Below are 18,544 nucleotides of genomic sequence, written 5' to 3'. Positions count from 1 at the left end.
AAAAAAGCTATTGTGATTGATGCTGGAAATAAAAAAGGAATGCCTTGATTATGCTATAATCCAAGGCATTCTTTTTTATATCGTTTTCGTTTTCAGTTTTTCTAAAAGATCTTTCCACCAGTGAATAGATTGCTCTAGTTGAGAATCGTAGTAGCTTTCCATGAAATCTACGATTTCACGGGTGGAGCTATCTACCTCTATTTGATGGTAAATTTGATTTAATTGATCTTTTTTTATCAGTGACTGTTCTATCTTCTTCTCTATAATTGGGATCACTTTATCAGTGTCTACAAAACGAAGATTCACAAGAGCGACAATCATCTCTGAAATAGATTCTGCATTTTCTATTACCTTATAAATTTTAAGCGGGAGCTGCTTGCGCCCTTTATCAGTAATGGAAAACACCTGCTTGTCTGGGCGATGTTCTTCTTTGATAATCTCTACCTGTTCAACTAAGCCCTGTTTCGAAAGGGATTCAAAATGATAATATAGTTTGCTTTCAGATAGGTTTAGCAATTTATCAAAAGGAATAGGGGTGGAGAGTTCTTTTTTTAATTTATAAGGATAATTATTTTCATCCATTAACTTACTTAAGATATAAATTTGAATTGACATCACAGAACCCACTCCTAATTGTTGGCTAAACTCTATCTTACCAAACCTAAGCGGTTATTTCAGCTGTATTTTGAACTTCAACGGGCCGTATAGCTTCTTTAGTCACAGGGACAGGTTTATGAACAAACCGGACGATTACAATGTTAATCAACATAGCCCCGGCAAATACGCCCGCTAATCCCCATAAGAAGGGTGCTGGACTAATTGAACCAAACATTTGTGCCAAATAAGCTTGTACAGAATAATACATCGGTGTGATGCGGCCGAACCAATCGTATGGTGTATACATCATATCACGAGGCATGGTAGCGCCATTGGCGATGGTTTGCATGAGCAGGATTGGAATATTAAAGATCATACCGCCTTCGCCAACGAGGAAGACCATAATTGCACACACGTTAAATGCAGCCATATACATTAGAATTTGCTGAGCAGCAACGGGTAACAGTAAGGATAGGTCTACATCAGCAATAGAGAAGGCAATGGCTAAAGCAGCGACTGTTGATAATACAGCGATTAATAAAGCTGTGAATTGAACGAAAATAAACAGCTTCGTCTTGCTTGCTTTCCCGCGGTTCGCTTTAAAAGAAGCAACTAATTGCATGGAGGCAATCATAGCCCCAACATAACCAGCCATAGTTAAGAACATAGGCAGCATGTTGTTGTGCATGCCGTCCGGAACATCATTGATGACAACATAATTCCCGACATAACTTTTTTCAATTTGTGTAGCCATTGCGGTTGCTTGTTCTTCTGGTACGTTAAAGTTCATTAACACACCTTTTGCGGTTTGCTCTGAGAAGTTCTCGCTTAATTGTTTGTTAATTTCTCCTACAACGGAAGACATAGCTGAAGATACCATGGTAGCAGAAGCTTCGTTGACTGTGAAATCAATACTTGCGGATACCTTACCGCTTTGAACGTTGGCGGAAAATTCTTCTGGAATATGGACAACTAGAGCTAACTTATTATGCTCTAATTCATCCATTGCCTCTTTATTCGATACATCAGTTTTTATCGTTTTGAATGGTAAGCTCTCCGAAAACTGACTCGAAATCTGAGCTCCATATTGACCTGCATCCTCATTGATGATAGCGATTTTTAAATCATCCATGTTCCCTGGAAGTGCTGTATACCCTGGTAAGAAAATACCAAGCATCGCAATGGCATAGAACACACCCATAAAAATAGAACCAATGGCCCCTTTGGACTTCAAAAACTGTGAAAACTTCAACTGTATACCTTCTTTCTACTGAATAACACTTTTATTTTAGTACTTCAATTAAAGTACTTTTAACTGAGTGAAATTTATAGTACGATAATTCATTAATAATGTCAAATTTAAGATACAATGGGGAAGTAGTGAGTGATTAAAAAAATGAATAACTGAAGGGACTTCGGACATGAACAAGGTTATTGTAATTGGTGCAGGGATATTAGGGGCTTCAGCAGCTTATCAGCTAATTAAGTTAGGTGCTGAGGTCATCATTATAGATCGTAAAGATGTTGGACAAGCAACGGATGCAGCCGCAGGGATTATTTGTCCATGGTTGTCTCAACGCAGAAACAAAGCATGGTATCGTCTTGCTAAAGCTGGAGCAAGCTTCTATCCAGCATTTATTCAGGAGCTTCAAGCGGCTGGAGAAGCCGAGACCGGATACGCAAAAGTAGGAGCGATATGTATTCATGAGGATTTGAAAAAATTACTCGCGATGAAAGAAAGAGCGGAGCTGCGCAGAGAGGATGCCCCTGAAATAGGGGAACTCACGATGCTGACGGATATTGAAGCACAAGAGAAGTTTCCCTTATTGTCGGAAGGTTATCATGCGCTTCATGTATCGGGTGCAGCAAGAGTGGATGGACGTGAATTGCGTGATGCTTTGCTAAGAGCGGCGCAGCGTAACGGTGCACAGATGATCGAGGGAGATGCTATCTTAGTGCATGATGATCATGAGATCAAAGGAGTTAGTGTAGGCGATCAGACCTTCACTGCGGATGAAGTGATAGTGTGCGCTGGGGCCTGGTCCAATGCTTTGCTTCATCCGCTGGGGATTATGCTCCAGGTGCGTTATCAAAAGGCTCAAATTATGCACTTGAAGCTTGCTCAACAAGCGGGTACAGAGCAATGGCCTGTGGTAATGCCGCCTACAGATCAATATATCCTTGCGTTTGCGGATCAAAATATCGTGGTAGGGGCTACTCACGAAAATGATGTCGCAGGTTATGATACCTCTGTAACCGCAGGTGGAATGCAAGAAATCCTAAATAAAGGTCTTCAAACCGCTTCCGGTCTTGCAGATTGTAGCCTAAAGGAGATCAGAGTAGGGTTCCGTCCTTTTACTGCAGATTTTCTTCCCGTGCTTGGCAGGGTTCAAGGCTGGAATAAACTAATTGTTGCTAATGGACTAGGGGCATCCGGATTAACGATGGGACCTTTTCTTGGTGAGCAGCTAGCCAAGCTAGCCCTGAATCAGCAGGTGGATATTCAGCTTGAAGACTATGCATTAGAGCACGCGATAAATTGATTAGTCACGCACTTCCCTTAATAGAAACTTCTTAAGTTCAACTAATATAGCGAAGGTTTTTTTTATCCTTTATACTGAAGAGACCAATTTATCTTCCTAGGAGTTGTCTAACGAATCATGATGAAGAAAGAAGTCGCGCATATTCGCAAGCAATTTAAGCTCGATCACGATTTAATGAATATTTACGATATTCTCAATGTGTATATTATGAAGGAAAGCAACGAGATCTATCATTGGGAGCGCCTGCCGTTTGGAATGGTGGACAGAGAGAAGCAGGAGCTGTATATGGGTAATTTCAAAAAACTCTTGACCGGTGAACTGGATCAGAAATTGTTCGAGTTGAAGTTTCAGGCGGAAGTGGAGGAGCCAGCCCAGGTCATGCTTCACCAAGCTTTGGTGACAGGGGATCCAGATGAATGGCAGGACCTGATGCTGCTGTTGGTGGACAGAATGATGGCGGATACTCATTATGAACGCGATACGGTGATCACTTTCGTTCGCGGACAGTATTACCGCCCAACTAAAGATAGAAACGATGAAGCCGAGGAAAGTGAGAAAAACGAACTATTCGCGCATCCGTTTATTCTATGCAGCGTGAATTCCACGGAGAAGCAACGGAAGGCGCTCTTATTTGATTATGTGGAGCGGGAATTCAAGTACAATGTCATTGTAGATCCGATTGTTAAGTTAAGTACACCGGAGCAGGGTTTCTTTTACCCGAGTGTGACGGATAATTATTCCGATGTGAACCGCATTCTATATTGTACCGGAAAATCGAACTTTCCAGATCCGCATTTCATTGGGGATGTCTTAAATGCCGAAAGATCCGTGACGGCACTGGAAGAGAGAGCTATCTTCGAAGACATCGTGAAGGAAGTGGCGGGGGAACAACTTGACGCGACCACCATAGCTCAGCTGTACGAGGAAATTAACCAAGTCATCGAAACCAACGATGATAAGGAGGAACCTCCGAAGCTTGATTATAGAGATGTGGAACGCGTGCTAAAGGTAAGTGGTGTAGAAGATGTGACGATGGAAAAAGTAGAGCGGGCGTTTGAAACGATTGTTGACGATAAGCATTATGAGATGAAGGCGAGCAGTGTGATGCCGAAATTTACTACCAAATCGATTAAGATCGAAACAAAGGTAGCTACGATTTCGGTCAGCCCGCAGGATTTAAAGTATGTGAAGCAAGTGAATTATCATGGGAGACGCTGCATCTTGATTGAGGTCGACGAAGATGCCGTGATCGAAGGGTTCACACTCACTACAGAAACGCTTTAGACTCTTTTAACAACGGGCTATCCTGAAAGTCTTTGATTAAGACTAGGGATAGCCCATTTTGTATTTATATCAGCTATACATTGAATGGAGTTGCCGTTGGTACTTAAAGATATAGTGGATATATTCTTTTGCACTAGTATTAATCTCTTTATCGCTGGCTTGAAATGAAGCTCCAAAGAAAGCATGATATGGTAGCGCTTCAGCGCCAACATGTTTGGCACTGGCTTTAAAGGGTGCCATTACTTCGTCTACTTTTTCCCGTTAAGCATGTCACCGTTTAATCCATAAGCCCATCCGTAAGCGAGCACATCGTCGAACCATTTTTTCAATAGAGGCGGATAACTGTACCAGTACAACGGGAATTGAAAGATCACATGGTATCATTATCTTGCAGGTTTTTAAAAAAGAAAATACACACAATAAAATAAGATGGTTACTTCGAAGTACGAACTAGACTCACGAAAAAATATATGTAAAAATGAAGTTTCGGGTAAGTTTAATTAGATCAGCATGAACGAGGAGAAGAGATCGTCTTGTTGGAGGATAAGAGTAATTGCAAGAAGTTGAAAAATATCAGAGTTGCAAGCGAGTTGGAAAAAAGCAAATTTTAAACATGAGCGAGAAGATGAAGCTAAAGCATTCAAACTCCCTTTCCCTATACCCACCCCGTAAACTCCAATATAGATGCCTTTGCGGATTGCGCTTCGGTATGTGCGCCTTTGCGCCATTGCTTGGGCGATTCGCCCATTAGCTTGGAGAAACATCGGTTGAAGCTGGAGATGGACTGAAAACCGACTTGTTCAGAGATGGAGAGGATGGAAGCATCCGTGCTTTTCAACTGCTTACAGGCCTCTTCAATGCGGGTGCTGTTTAGAAAATCTAGAGGTGCGGTCCCCATGATCTCATGGAATTTTCTGCGAAAATGAGTGATGCTTAGATGGCATAGATCAGCCAGATCATTGATGGACATAGGTGTCATATAGTTTTTGGTGATGTATTCCAGAACCGGAGCGATGACAAAATCACCTTTTAGATTATGTTCTGTTTCTTGCTCGGCCACGAGTTCATTCCGGGAATGGATTCTAAGCAGTTCTATATAAAGAGATAACAATAAGCCGTAGGAGCTTTCCTGATAGTAAGGATTTTTGTGCTTCAATTCCTCTACGACCGATGTCGCAAGGGTATAAACCTTGGGATGTTCCTCCTTGTTCACAATACAGTTCATTCCCTTAATCGCCCACAAATTGGGTTCAAAGTTACTGTAGGCACTGCTTTTAAAAGAATGTTGAAAAAGCTCTTCTGGCGAAAAAAAGAGATAAGACCAAAGACTGGCTTCATTTGGCGAACTATACGTTGTATGAGGCAGATACCTAGGGATGAAGGTCACATCTCCGGCTTTAAAAGGCACAGCTTCTCCCTTGATCTCCATGATCCCGCTATCCGAATGACAGATGCCAATCTCTAAATGGTTATGAAAATGGAGATGTTCACTTTTAATATCGGAAATCTTCCAACGTTCACCGCTTAACAGTAGAATAGGGAAGTTTATCGGCAAGCTGTAGTGGCGGTATTCAATGACGGGCTTCTTTTTTCTGGGCATATTCTCAATACTCCCATTCTTATTACGTAGGTTGAGTAGATTATAGGTTAACGTTATACCAAATTCAACTATATAAAGAGAACTTGATATTATACAATTTGGGAAAAAAGTGGCGGAGGAGAAGTTTGGAACTGTAGGAGCGGTAGCGTCCGCCTGAAAGCTTTCCATAGGAAAGCTCACTTCGGAAGCATAAGCAGTCTGCAGATTTCCACCGCGAAGAGCGGTATAAAATCAAGAAATTCTTACGACAACAGCGGCCGGAAGTCCAAACATTCTCTGTAGTCACGGCAAAAACCGAAATATAAGAACCACTAGTTAATGGTTGAAATTGCACAGTTTAGTTATGAATATGCTTAGAATCAGACCATTTTACTCCTTACAATAGAATTAGTAAAGCGTTTACAATAGGACGGACAGCTCTCAAGCGCCAATGGGGGCTTGTGCGAAAGAGAGGAGAATCAAGATGCTTCAATTAACTTATGACAGAGAAGAGATTCTAAGCGTTATCGACAAAGTCGTTAGAAAAACAATGACGATGGATTTAACATGGGACTGGCCTTGTGGTGTGGCTTATTATGGGGTAACCAGAGCCTATCAGACCACCGGAAATAAAGAGTATTTGGATATGCTTATCCAGTGGGCAGATGAATACATCGAGCTGGGCCTGCCGGACTGGACGGTAAACACTTGTGCCATGGGTCATATGCTGATCACCTTGTATGAAGAAACAGGCAACCAGAAATATTGGGATATTGTGATGAGTAAGGTGGATTATCTTCAGCACCATGCCCTTAGATTCGGTGATCATGTTCTTCAGCATACCGTATCCGTCTCGAATGATTTTCCAGAACAGGCATGGGCAGATACCTTGTTTATGGCGGCATTTTTTCTGCTACGTGTAGGAAGTAAATTAAACGATCAGGAAATGATCCAGGATGCCCTGAATCAATATTACTGGCATATCAAATACCTGCAAGACCCTAGCAGTGGCCTCTGGTACCATGGCTACAATAATGTGAAGCTGGATCATATGTCCGGACTATATTGGGGCAGAGCAAATGCTTGGGGCGCATATACCATGTCGCAAGTCAAAAAGCTTTTGAAAGACTGGTATTTGTTTCCGCAATGTATGGATGTGGAGTGCTCGCTTCGCGATCAACTGGCCGCACTCAAGCTTGTGCAAACGGAGAATGGCCTGTGGCGGACAGTGCTTGATGACGAAGAGTCTTATGAAGAAGTATCTGCCTCTTGCGGGATAGCGGCTGCAATGATCAATAACGGCAATCCGCTGCATACCAAATATGTGCAAATGGCCCTGAAGGGTGTTCTAAGTAATATCAGCGAGGATGGACGTGTACTGGGAGTATCCGGCGGAACAGCGGTTATGAAGGACCGGGAAGGCTATCGCAATATTCCAAAAGACTGGATTCAAGGCTGGGGGCAAGGCTTAGCACTCTCTTTTCTGTCCGATATGCTTAATTAGGAGGGATCCAAGTTGTCCACAAATACAACGGGGGCCTTTACACTACCGGGCGAATCCGGTTATGAGGCACTGACCTTAGCGTTAGCTGAACGGTGGGGTGCCGATGTCATCCGTGACAGTGACGGCACACAGTTGTCCGATGAGATTATCAACGCAGGATACGGCATTTATTCTACAATCTGTATCATCAGAGATCATAACGAATGGTCATCTCAGAACCCTGATAAGCTACAGCAGAGCTTTTTAATTACCAATCCGAAGGTAGCGGTCGAAGATTATTTATCCATCTATTTGATGGAGGACTTTTTCGCTGAGCAATTCCGAGTAAATGACTCCAAAGAGGCATTTAAGTACTGGCAGGTTTTTGACCGAACGACTGGTGAAGAGGTTCCGAAAGAACAGTGGAATTATGAACGGGAATCAGGAAATGTAGTCGTTACTGGTATTTCGCCTTGGCATAAGTATACGGTTAGCTTCATGGTCTACCGGATTTGGGAAGAGATCTCCATGTACAACCACACCACGAATCTCTGGGAAAAAGAGCATCTGATGCAGATTGATCCCATCTATGTTGAAACGCAGAACTATTTGCTCCATTGGATCGAAGATTGGTGTCATAAGCATCAGGAAACAACAGTTGTCCGGTTTACATCCCTATTTTATAATTTCGCCTGGATTTGGGGCAGCAATGAGCGCAATCGCCATTTGTTCTCAGACTGGGGTTCATACGATTTTACGGTAAGCTCAAGAGCGCTTGATCTGTTTGCTCGGAAATATGGGTATTCGCTCACGGCCGAGGATTTTGTGAATGGTGGAAAATATCGCGTCAGTCATATCCCGGCGCAGCAGCGCAAGCTGGACTGGATGGCATTTATCAATGATTTTGTCATCGAATTTAGTAAGAAATTAATTGATATCGTGCATAAGCACGACAAGCTGGCGTATGTCTTCTATGATGACAGTTGGGTTGGCATGGAGCCTTACAATGATCGATTTGAAGAATTTGGCTTCGACGGGATGATTAAATGTGTGTTCTCAGGGTTCGAGGCAAGAATGTGTTCAGGTGTAAAAGTAGATACCCACGAGATTCGGCTGCATCCCTACCTATTTCCGGTTGGTTTAGGTGGACTGCCTACCTTTATGGAGGGAGGGAATCCTACACTAGATGCCAAAAAGTATTGGATTAATATCCGGCGTGCTCTGCTCAGAGAGCCGATAGACCGAATTGGATTGGGTGGATATTTGCATCTTGTAGAGCCTTATTCGGATTTTTGTGATTACATCGAAAAGATTGCCGGTGAATTCAGAGGAATTAAAGAGCTGCATCATAAAGGCAACCCGTATCACCTTAAGACAAAGGTAGCCATTCTGCACGCTTGGGGCAAATGGAGATCATGGACCTTGTCCGGGCATTTCCATGAAACGCATATGCATGATTTGATTCATATCAACGAGGCTTTGTCTGGATTGCCCATTGAAGTACAGTTCATTGATTTTGAAGATATCCGGCAGGGAATTTTAAAAGATTGTGATGTAGTGATCAATGCCGGATCGGCTGGTTCAGCATGGAGTGGTGGAGAACGCTGGGATGACAGTAAGTGCGTGGATTTGCTAACAGAGTGGGTCTATAAAGGTGGTGCTTTTATAGGCGTGAATCAGCCTTCGGCGCTTGAAGGGTATGACCATTTTTTTAGAATGGCACATGTTCTTGGACTGGATGAGGATACAGGCTCCAGAGTCGCCCATGGAAAATGGACATATGACGTTAAAGATGAGCTTGGTTTAGTGCCTGATAGGGCTAACATTACACCCAAAAACAACATTTATCTTACCGATGGATCAGCAGCAGTTGTGACTGAAACGGATGGGCTGATAACCTTATCCACGCATGACTTCGGTAAAGGAAAAGGCATCTACCTGCCTTCTTTCACCTTCAGCTTTGAGAATACAAGATTGCTGCTGAATTTGATTCGTTTTGCGGGTAATGAGTTCACGGAGACCAAGTACATTACGGACAACTTATTTACAGAATGTGCTTATTATCCAGAAAGTAAAATCCTCGTAGTCATTAACAATAGCGATCTGGTTCAAAGCACTACGATTGATACGGAATATGGACAACAAACCCTGGAATTAGATCCGTATGACACGATCATTAGAACGATTGGGGATGAATAATATTGAACAAAAAGCTCAAGTCACGGCTAATCGGGACTGACCCCCGATTGTGAGACAAGGATCAAAACACCTAGCAAGTTTAAACAGCCAGTCGTTGGAAATCCACCGGCGACTGGTTATTTAGTTTCGCTTGAATCCGAATTGAGTTATAGTAAGTGATATAATCTTGAACGGTCTGTACAACGATTGCCGTCGTTGTACATGTGAGATCTTCGAGATAAAATGTTTCAGACTTTAGCGTGGAATGAAACGATTCAATGGAGGCATTATCAGCGGGCGTTCCTTTACGGGACATGCTCATGGTAATGCCTTTCTCCTTCACCGCTGTCTGGTAGGCTTGAGAAGTATATACACTACCCTGATCGCTATGGAGCAGCATGCTGGTTCGTTTTGGAAGTTGATTCAGCGTATCCATAACCAAAGACGTAACTATATCTACGATCATAAAAGGAACAATTTAGAAGAGTAAGTGGGTTTCATGGGAATTGGTGCTTTCACTTTGATTGTAAAAAACATGGAAAAGATGGCCACATTCTATCGGGACATCATGAAAATTCCTATGGGCTGCGTGAAGCTGTTGTGGCTGACCCCGAAGGGAACTTGATTGAGATCGTAGCTATTTACAATTACCTGAAAGGAAGAACTACTCTTGAGAACCCCTATAACTAACGTAAACTGGATAGAACACAAAGACATCATGGATGACTTACTTATTCAAGAAGCCAACTTAACCATACATCTGATGGATGAGGGCTTTGAAGCAGAGGTTCTAAAGATCAGGTCTGATGAGGGGAGCTATGTCTTAAAAACGTGGAGTAAGAGCTCCAAACCAGATGTTCAGTTTCAATACCGTTTATTGGAGGTACTGTCCGAGCGAGGAATAGCCGTCTCCAAACCAGTGGGCTGGGGGATCAACCCGAACGGGGATAAGGTGTTGTTAACAAGCTTTGATGGAACGCCAATTCATAAAGTGAATAATAAGACAATGAAGGAGCTCGCGAGTATTTTAGCCAGAATTCATCAAATAGATATCGCTGAGCTTGAACATATACAACTACCTAAGTACGATTTCATCGATTACTTTTTTCCTGAAGCGAATGAGCACGCAGACCTTAATCTTGCACTTATTTCACTAGTGGAGCAAACTCCTATGAAACAAAATCGTATCATTCATGGAGATTTTCATTTAGGAAATATAGTAGAGGAACAACAGCGGTTTACCGTCATCGATTGGACGAACGGCCAGTTAGGAGATCCTAGATATGATTTTGCATGGTCACTTATTCTGCTGAAAATCCATATCTCCGAGCGTTACGCTGATATGTTCCGTTCTGCTTATCTATTGGAGAATTTTATGGAGCAGGATGAGCTTGAGGTCTTCGAAGCCTGGGCTTGTCTTAGATGGATCTTGCTGAATAGACGAGGCAGTACACCTAAAGGACTTAAGGTAACGAAGAGAGTAAGGAGCATACTAGGAAGTAATCGCTTTCTGAAAGATTTGGACTTCCAAGGGTTTAAAGGAACTTCATCTTAAAAAGAATTACATTATAGACCGCAACCCTTTGCATGGAGGGCGGTCTATTTACGTTTGTTTGCTGCGAGATCCCGGCACACTCAATTTTCATTGAATATTCAGTTTGGGTATTTATAATTCTTTTTATAAATCGGGAGATGTACTTGTATAGGACTTCGACTGTGAAAAGGAGGTTTTCCATGGTAAGGGCGATTCAAAAAGCATTGTATCTCATACTGGCATTCTTCATTGGACTGTTTATAGCTTCCTCCTTTTTTATCCGGGCGAAATATAATTATTTCGTATATGGGGACACACCTGTCTTGGAGAAGCAGCAACTCGGCCTTTTTATTCTAGGGATTGTAGTGGTTTTGGCGTTAAGCGTTATTTTGTATAAAATATGCCTGAAGCTTAATCAGTACAGTTGGAAAATCGTCGTTCCAGCTACATTGCTGTGTTCTTTTGCCATTCAAATCGCGATCATTTTTCTGTTTCCTCGCTTGCCGACGGATGATTCGCAGACGGTGCTTTCATTGGCACTTGATATGCTGTACAGGAATGATTATTCATCTTTTGACACGACGGGTTATTTGCATATGTTCCCGTTTAATTTCTCGATTGTTGTGTACTTAAAAACGCTGCTACAGTTATTTCCGGATAATTACTTGGTGATCAAAGTATTCAATATTCTTTTTACACTCTTAACCTCATTAATGATTTACATGCTGTATAAAGAGCTCAATGACAAGTCTAAGGATCATGATTATGGCATTCTTGTGTTTGCCGCTACCTATATCCCCTCTTTGTTTATGAGTAATTTAATATATAACGATGTGATCGCTACCGCCTTGCTGACAAGTGCTTTATATTTTGCTGTGAAATTTATAAAAAGAAAGTCCTTTAAGGATATTCTCTTCGCAGCTATTCTACTGGCATTAGGCAACTATTTCCGCAGCATCGGTGTTATATTTCTGATTGCTGTGGTAGTCAGTCTATTGTTCAGCATGCGTGCAATCGGGGTGAAAAAAGCGCTAAGCGCTTTGTTTATTACGGCTTTATTGTTTAATGTTCCAGGTTGGACGCAAAATGCTGTGCTGCAGGGGATGAATGTTGTAGATGAACCGATTAACGAAAATTCCGCACCAGTCTACATGTGGCTGAATATGGGGATCAATTTGGAGACGTTTGGGTTCTGGGACAACCGGGAGAGCTACGCAATCTATCAGCAGGATGCCAATTATGATAAGGCAGAAAGTACGGAGTTATTTAAAGAGGAGATCAGTAATAAATTCTCCGAGGCCAGCCTAAGCGACTTAGTGAAAATGTATTATAAAAAGCTCGTTTGGACCTGGACAGAAGGAACATACCAGATGGAACGATATGGGCTTGGGAATGACGGATCATCCAGCAACGGTGGAAGAATGGGTTTTGTCATGGACCGCTATAGCTACACTAATGCTGCTACGGATTTGTTTAAGGCGGACTCCAATTATAGAAGCGGAATGTTGTGGTTGCTGTATGTTCTGAATTTTCTGATGTATGTGAGTATATTCGTTCGCTTAATCGGTGGAATAAGAGTTAAAAGATTTGAAGAGACCTCTTTGATTCTTGTGGTGCTGGGCTTTATCGGATTCTATTTATTGTGGGAGATTAAGTCGCGATATATTTACCCTGTGTATCCGCTGCTGATCGTGTTGTCCTACATGGGCTTTAAAGATGTATACGATTATATGGTAAAAAGATATGTTCTCCGTTAACTATTTTCGCTCAGAAAGAAGGGGGTTCAAAGATGCGGACCAAGCGAGTTCTCGCTTTGCTCATAGCAGTGCTTAGTTGTTCCATAGTACTCGTCTCCTGTGAGGCCATTACCGCGCAGAAGATATCGAGTACCGACTCCGGGTCAAAGGCGAACGGGGGACAGGGTTTTAATGGTGGTCGGGACAAAAATGGAGGTAGCTTTCCGGGCATGAATGGCGGAACGAGAGGAAACGGTAGCCAGGGTAAGGATGACGGTAGCGGTGATGGTGGCGGCGATGGCGGACGAAGCGGGCGGCAGTGAACAAATTTCATGAACTTGCCTCAAGCCTACGAAGATTAAGTATGATAGGATAAGATTATATATAAATTCCCCGCAGGGGTAAGAAAAGAGAAATGGAGCATCATGAGAATCATTATATCGCCTGCCAAGAAGATGAAGATGGACACGGATTTCATGGATTGCCGGCAGATACCGCAATTCATAAGCGAGTCACAGACGCTTCTGGCCTTATTACAAAAGTTAAATTATGAAGAAGCAAAATCCCTATGGAAATGCAATGATGCCATCGCCACACTGAATGTGGAGCGGATTCGTGATATGGATGTAACACGGAATCTTACACCGGCTATCTTTTCCTATGAGGGTATCCAGTATCAATACATGGCACCTGGGGTACTTCAAATGGAGGAGCTGGAATATCTCCAGCAGCATTTACGGATATTGTCCGGGTTCTATGGCATCGTCCGGCCATTTGACGGCGTTGTTCCGTACAGGCTGGAAATGCAGGCCAAGCTTAACGGACCTGGTTTTAGCTCTATCTACGAGTTCTGGAACAGAAAGCTGGCGGATCAGCTATTCTCGGAGAGTGACATCATTCTGAATCTGGCCTCCAAGGAATATAGCAAGTGCATCTCCCCGTATGTTGGTGGAAACGTTCGAATGATTAGCTGTGTATTCGGGCAGGAAATCGGCGGTAAGATCGTGGAGAGAGCGACCCTGGTCAAGATGGCCAGAGGTGAAATGGTACGCTTCATGGCTGAGCGGCAAATCACCAATGTAGAAGGGATTAAAGGCTTCGACGGGTTTGATTTCAGCTTTGCTGAGGAGCTGTCGGATGAGAATACGTACGTGTTTATACAACAAAAGAATGAATAGAGTAAGTAGTATTTGGGGTAATTCTGAAGGTGGTTGAACAACCAGTCTCAGGATTGCCTTTATTTTTTTGACGTTAACAGTGAATATGGCCATTGCCCCTTGCATCTGCATGCCAACGAGACCCGAGGTAGAGGCTACCTCATACCCGTGTCTGTGTTTTAATTCACTATTCTTTGCTTCAATTTTATAGCGTTTTGTTGCTTTCTCTTTGAAATACTCACTTTCTTGGAATTTTTTTTTGCTCGCTATGTTTCATTGATTCAATACATATCGAATAGGTTTTGGATTTCACATATTTGTCGTAGCATATTATCTTTAGGTACGACAATATCGTAAATGGCCATAAATGGACTGAGGTTAAGGGATTGTTGGTTTGAAATCATCCGGGTCACCACCCAGAATTAATACAATTATTATACAGCAAAACAGAACACCCTTCCTCGAAAAGATCGAGGAAGGGTGTTCTGTAATAGAGTTTACATAGCCCTTTAAAAGACGCCTGTATAATTTGAATTTAAAAAACATTAGAGGAGGCGTAGCGAAGGAGAAATTTGGAACTGTTGGAGCGATAGCGACCGCCTTTGTCTCCAGATTTCATCCGCGAACATCGGTACAATTCAAGAAATTCTTACGACAACAGCGGCCGGAAGTCCAAATGTTCTCCGTAGTTACAACTGACTCCTTAGATGTAGGTCTCAAATTAGTGGGGACTTTTTCAGTGGCCTCTACAAATAGCCCTGATATTTTTTGGTGTTTATTCAATTAAGCTTCCATCTTCTGCGCCGTATAAAGGCGGTGGTAAAGTCCCTTTTGTGCGATTAGCTCATCATGTGAGCCGCTTTCTGCGATGCCTTTGTTAGACACATACATAATGCGGTCGCAGTTTTTTACGGTGGACAGACGATGCGCGATAATGAATGAGGTACGCCCTTTAAGGAGCTCATTCAGACCTTTTTGCAGCAAACGCTCAGTTTTCGCATCGATGGAAGAAGTGGCTTCATCCAGTATGAGAATTCTAGGGTCAGCCAAAAGCGTTCTTGCGAACGAAATGAGCTGCCGCTGCCCCTGAGATAGCTTGGAGCCACGCTCGTTAACCTCTGTCAGGTAGCCTTGATCGAATTCACGGATGAATTCGTCGGCGCAAACGGCTTTCGCTGCGGCGATCACTTCTTCCTCGGTGGCATCGAGTTTACCGTAACGAATATTGTCCAGGATCGTACCGGAGAAGATGAAGCTGTCCTGTAGCATAATCCCCATTTGGCTGCGCAGGGACTTCAGCGTAACCTGCGAGATATCCTGATCGTCGATAAGAATCTTACCGCTTGAAATATTATAGAAGCGCGAGATCAGATTGACGACCGTAGTTTTGCCTGCACCTGTTGGTCCCACTAGAGCGATGCTTTCTCCTGCTTTGATCTTAAAGGAGATATTCTCCAGAATATTGAGTCCAGGGTCATAGGCAAAGGTCACATCGTCGAAAGTGACATGGCCCTCTACAGGTCGCAGTGTCTTCGCATCTGGAATATCACTGACGGTAACGGGTTCATCCAGCGTCTCGAAGATACGCTCAAGATAGGCAACGGCGTTGATAAAGTTATTGTACAGGTTCGAAAGATTCAGAATCGGCTGCCAGAAGCGGGCAGCGTAGCTGCTCATCGCCAGAATGACACCGAGGGTCATATCTTGAGGGCTTAGTGTTAGTAAGCCTACAAGGAAAATCAATGATGTCACGATCGTAGACAAGTTGTCCACGGAGAACGGAATAAGTAAGTTGTAACGTTGGGCCTTCATCCATTCTGTACGGAAATTACCCGCGAGACGTGTGAAGATTCCTTCGTTACGTTGTTCCCGTGAGAACATTTGCGTCACACCAATACCGCTGATACTTTCTTGCAAATAGGCGTTCAGGTTGGAGCTTTTATTGGATACTGCTTGCCAAGCCCGGCGTTGCCGAGTTTTGATCAGCATCATGATGCCAAAGAAGACTGGCAGTCCTGCAAGGATGACAAATGATAGACGTACGTCAACAGCGAACATGAAGGCTGCGATAAAGAGCAAATTCACGATTTCTAGAATAAAGTTGATAATACCATTGGATAACACATCCGAAACGGCGTTAACGTAGTTTACGACCCGGATAAGAATCTTGCCCTGCGGACGGTCGTCATAATACTTGAAGGGCAACTCTTGCAGGTGCTTAAATAAATCTGTACGGATGTCAAAAATAATATCCTGTCCAACACTCGTCATGATACGTGAACGAATCGTAGCCAGATAAACACTGACTACAATGGTCAGCAGCATCAGTCCAGCCCAGCCCAGTAGCGCAAGCTTCGCTTTTGCCGGAATGGTCACGTCGATCACATGCTGCATGATCAGCGGAGCTGATAGTGAAATGGCCGCTGAAAGTGCACTGAGTATAAATGCAACAATCATTGGCGTTTTCTTTCGTTTGATGTATATCATCGCACGCCGGAAGTGTTTTATATTAAACGGCGATTCCAGATTCTCATCGACGTCGAATTTATTCCTGGCCACTTGCGGTCACCTGCCTTCCAATACCCTCGTTCTGCAGTTTAAACACATCGTAGTAGTAGCCCCGTTTCGCTAGCAGTTCGGCGTGGGTGCCTTCCTCAACCAGCTTTCCGTCATCCAGAATGAGAATACGGTCAGCCTGCGCGGTCGTAGATACACGCTGCGCAATAATAATCTTCGTGCAAGGATAATCCAGCTCACGTAGACTTTTCTGAATATGCTCCTCCGTCTCAAGATCGACAGCAGAGGTCGTATCATCCAGAATGAGGATCGGACGGCGAACTGCCAAAGCACGTGCTAAAGCGATACGCTGTTTTTGACCTCCGGATAAGCCGACGCCTCTTTCGCCGACAACGGTATCATAACCTTCAGGCATTTTGGTAATGAAGTCGTGTGCGGCTGCGAGCTCAGCAAAGCTTATCGCATCTTTTTCCGGAAGATCAGGATCACCGTAGGCGATGTTTCCATCGATAGTATCAGAGAATAAGAGCACATCTTGGGTCGCCATACCGATATTATCGCGCAGCTCATCGAGCTCCAGCTTTCGGACATCAACACCATCGACGAGTACACGTCCTTCGGCTACGTCATAGAAGCGAGGTATCAGGTTGATGATTGTTGTTTTGCCTGATCCGGTCGAGCCCATGATTGCTATGGTTTCACCAGGTTCAACGGTAAAGCTAACATCGTCAAGTACGATAGCGCTGTCATATTTGAAGCGGACATGATCGAACTCAATACGGCCCTCGTAGCGGCGTTTGTTAGTAGACGTATGCTCGTTTACGATATTAGGCTTTGCGTAATAGATATCAATGATTTTGGACAAGCTCGCAAAAAAGCGCTGAATGTCGTTGATAATAATACCAATATTGCGCATAGGGTTCGATATCGCCCAGATCAGCGAAGAGAAGGCTGTAAATTCACCGAAGGTGATCCGGCCGTTCATCAGGAACAAACCGCCTGCCAGCATTAGAATGACGTTGAAGCCCTGAGCGAAGGATTCCAGAAAAGGAAAGTAATCCAGCCATACAAGGGCGGCCTTTTTGTTCGCTGTAGAATAATTGACATTCTTCTCCGTAAATTTTTGAACCTCGAACTCTTCACGGGCAAAAGCCTTAACCACACGGTTGCCTGAAATATTCTCCTGAGTAGTCGTGTTAAGCTGGGACAACCGCTCACGCAGGTCAATATACATAGGACGGACGCGTTTAGCGAATATGTAAGCCACGATAAAAATAGGTGGCGACAGGATTAGCATCCACAGCGTGAGCTGAGCATCTATGGTGAAAAAATAGATAACAGCAGCAATGAAGATCGTTAGCGATTCAATGATCGTTTTAAAAATCCATGCCATCGAGTGCCGAACCATGTCCAGATCCCCGGTCATCTTGGTCATGAGATCGCCGGTTCGGTTACGGTCGTAATATTCTCTGTCCTGTCCCTGAATCTTGTTGTACAAAAAAATCCGGATGTTGTACATCATGTTTTGAGAGGACTGTTCATACTGCATCGTTGTAAAATAAGCAAGTCCTGTGCGCAGTAGAGAAAATCCAATCATAGCCAAGCAGAGCATAATCAATAATTGCCGTTCTTGTGTAAGATTCTGCAGCGCATTGTCACCTGCTATAAACGTATCGACAATGCGCTGACTGATGTAAGGGTTTACAATCGTAAGACTTGAGCCCACTACCGAGAGGCAGAGTGCCAGAATGTACCGTGTCCGGTTGCCCTCTAAGTTCTGCCATAGCCATTTCAGTTCGAACATCTGATCACCTGTTTCTGATTGTTCTTGTTCTTTCACTCTTGCCTGAAAAGAGTGAATAAAACAAAGTGATTATAACATTATCAAATGACTAAGTATCGTTTACGGTAAAATTTCCTTGTTACATTATTGTTA

At 43.3% G+C, this 18,544-nt stretch carries 13 protein-coding genes and 3 pseudogenes; 8 read left to right on the top strand and 8 right to left on the bottom strand.

Annotated features, from left to right (window positions below):
• Positions 1-75: 75 nt before the first annotated feature.
• Both M2444_RS31270 and M2444_RS31265 read right to left on the bottom strand, forming a co-directional pair.
• Complete coding sequence (locus tag M2444_RS31270; protein ID WP_094877037.1) at positions 76-615, bottom strand: PadR family transcriptional regulator; 540 nt, start codon at positions 613-615, stop codon at positions 76-78.
• Positions 616-661: 46 nt separating this feature from the next.
• Positions 662-1,849: a YhgE/Pip domain-containing protein gene (locus M2444_RS31265; protein ID WP_094877036.1), complete on the bottom strand. Its 1,188-nt coding sequence runs from the start codon at positions 1,847-1,849 to the stop codon at positions 662-664.
• A 169-nt stretch (positions 1,850-2,018) separates the two neighbouring features.
• Here M2444_RS31265 and M2444_RS31260 point away from each other — a divergent pair, with 169 nt between their 5' ends.
• On the top strand, positions 2,019-3,140 hold the full coding sequence (locus tag M2444_RS31260) for an NAD(P)/FAD-dependent oxidoreductase (RefSeq protein ID WP_280788958.1): 1,122 nt from the start codon (positions 2,019-2,021) through the stop codon (positions 3,138-3,140).
• Between the two features lie 117 nt (positions 3,141-3,257).
• Positions 3,258-4,424: a DUF4317 domain-containing protein gene (locus tag M2444_RS31255; protein ID WP_280788957.1), complete on the top strand. Its 1,167-nt coding sequence runs from the start codon at positions 3,258-3,260 to the stop codon at positions 4,422-4,424.
• Between the two features lie 69 nt (positions 4,425-4,493).
• Here the strand turns inward: M2444_RS31255 and M2444_RS31250 are convergent.
• Positions 4,494-4,798 (bottom strand): annotated as a pseudogene (locus M2444_RS31250) (NAD(P)H-dependent oxidoreductase); the annotation flags it as partial.
• A 281-nt stretch (positions 4,799-5,079) separates the two neighbouring features.
• Positions 5,080-6,024, bottom strand: coding sequence for an AraC family transcriptional regulator (locus tag M2444_RS31245; protein WP_280788956.1), 945 nt, complete (start codon positions 6,022-6,024; stop codon positions 5,080-5,082).
• A 463-nt stretch (positions 6,025-6,487) separates the two neighbouring features.
• Between M2444_RS31245 and M2444_RS31240 the strand changes: the two genes are divergently transcribed.
• Complete coding sequence (locus M2444_RS31240) at positions 6,488-7,507, top strand: glycoside hydrolase family 88/105 protein (RefSeq protein WP_280788955.1); 1,020 nt, start codon at positions 6,488-6,490, stop codon at positions 7,505-7,507.
• Between the two features lie 12 nt (positions 7,508-7,519).
• Entirely contained in the window at positions 7,520-9,685 is a 2,166-nt protein-coding gene (gnpA, locus tag M2444_RS31235) for a 1,3-beta-galactosyl-N-acetylhexosamine phosphorylase (protein WP_280788954.1), read from the top strand.
• A gap of 79 nt (positions 9,686-9,764) precedes the next feature.
• On the opposite strand, the pseudogene M2444_RS31230 reads toward gnpA, so the two are convergent.
• A pseudogene (locus M2444_RS31230) lies at positions 9,765-10,112 on the bottom strand (transposase); the annotation flags it as partial.
• A 222-nt stretch (positions 10,113-10,334) separates the two neighbouring features.
• Between M2444_RS31230 and M2444_RS31225 the strand changes: the two are divergent.
• The 4 genes from M2444_RS31225 (at position 10,335) to yaaA (ending at position 14,112) form a co-directional block, all read left to right on the top strand.
• Entirely contained in the window at positions 10,335-11,219 is an 885-nt protein-coding gene (locus tag M2444_RS31225; protein WP_280788953.1) for an aminoglycoside phosphotransferase family protein, read from the top strand.
• 179 nt (positions 11,220-11,398) lie between these two features.
• The gene (locus M2444_RS31220) at positions 11,399-12,955 is read left to right on the top strand and encodes a glycosyltransferase family 39 protein (RefSeq protein WP_280788952.1); all 1,557 of its coding nucleotides are present in this window, start codon (positions 11,399-11,401) and stop codon (positions 12,953-12,955) included.
• A 32-nt stretch (positions 12,956-12,987) separates the two neighbouring features.
• Positions 12,988-13,257: a hypothetical protein gene (locus M2444_RS31215; RefSeq protein ID WP_280788951.1), complete on the top strand. Its 270-nt coding sequence runs from the start codon at positions 12,988-12,990 to the stop codon at positions 13,255-13,257.
• A 102-nt stretch (positions 13,258-13,359) separates the two neighbouring features.
• Positions 13,360-14,112 (top strand): peroxide stress protein YaaA, encoded by a 753-nt coding sequence (gene yaaA, locus M2444_RS31210; RefSeq protein ID WP_094877021.1) that lies wholly within the window; start codon positions 13,360-13,362, stop codon positions 14,110-14,112.
• Between the two features lie 48 nt (positions 14,113-14,160).
• Here yaaA and M2444_RS31205 read toward each other — a convergent pair.
• The 3 genes and pseudogenes from M2444_RS31205 to M2444_RS31195 all read right to left on the bottom strand — a co-directional run.
• Positions 14,161-14,419, bottom strand: a pseudogene (locus M2444_RS31205) (transposase); the annotation flags it as partial.
• A gap of 455 nt (positions 14,420-14,874) precedes the next feature.
• Positions 14,875-16,650 (bottom strand): ABC transporter ATP-binding protein, encoded by a 1,776-nt coding sequence (locus M2444_RS31200; RefSeq protein ID WP_094876792.1) that lies wholly within the window; start codon positions 16,648-16,650, stop codon positions 14,875-14,877.
• Positions 16,637-18,412: an ABC transporter ATP-binding protein gene (locus M2444_RS31195; RefSeq protein ID WP_094869990.1), complete on the bottom strand. Its 1,776-nt coding sequence runs from the start codon at positions 18,410-18,412 to the stop codon at positions 16,637-16,639. The genes M2444_RS31200 and M2444_RS31195 overlap by 14 nt, the downstream gene beginning before the upstream one ends.
• Between the last annotated feature and the right edge of the window lie 132 nt (positions 18,413-18,544).

This window comes from Paenibacillus sp. PastF-3, assembly GCF_029893135.1.
Taxonomy (GTDB): Bacteria; Bacillota; Bacilli; order Paenibacillales; family Paenibacillaceae; genus Paenibacillus_AQ; species Paenibacillus_AQ nitricinens.
This window is presented reverse-complemented; position numbering and strand designations above follow the sequence as displayed.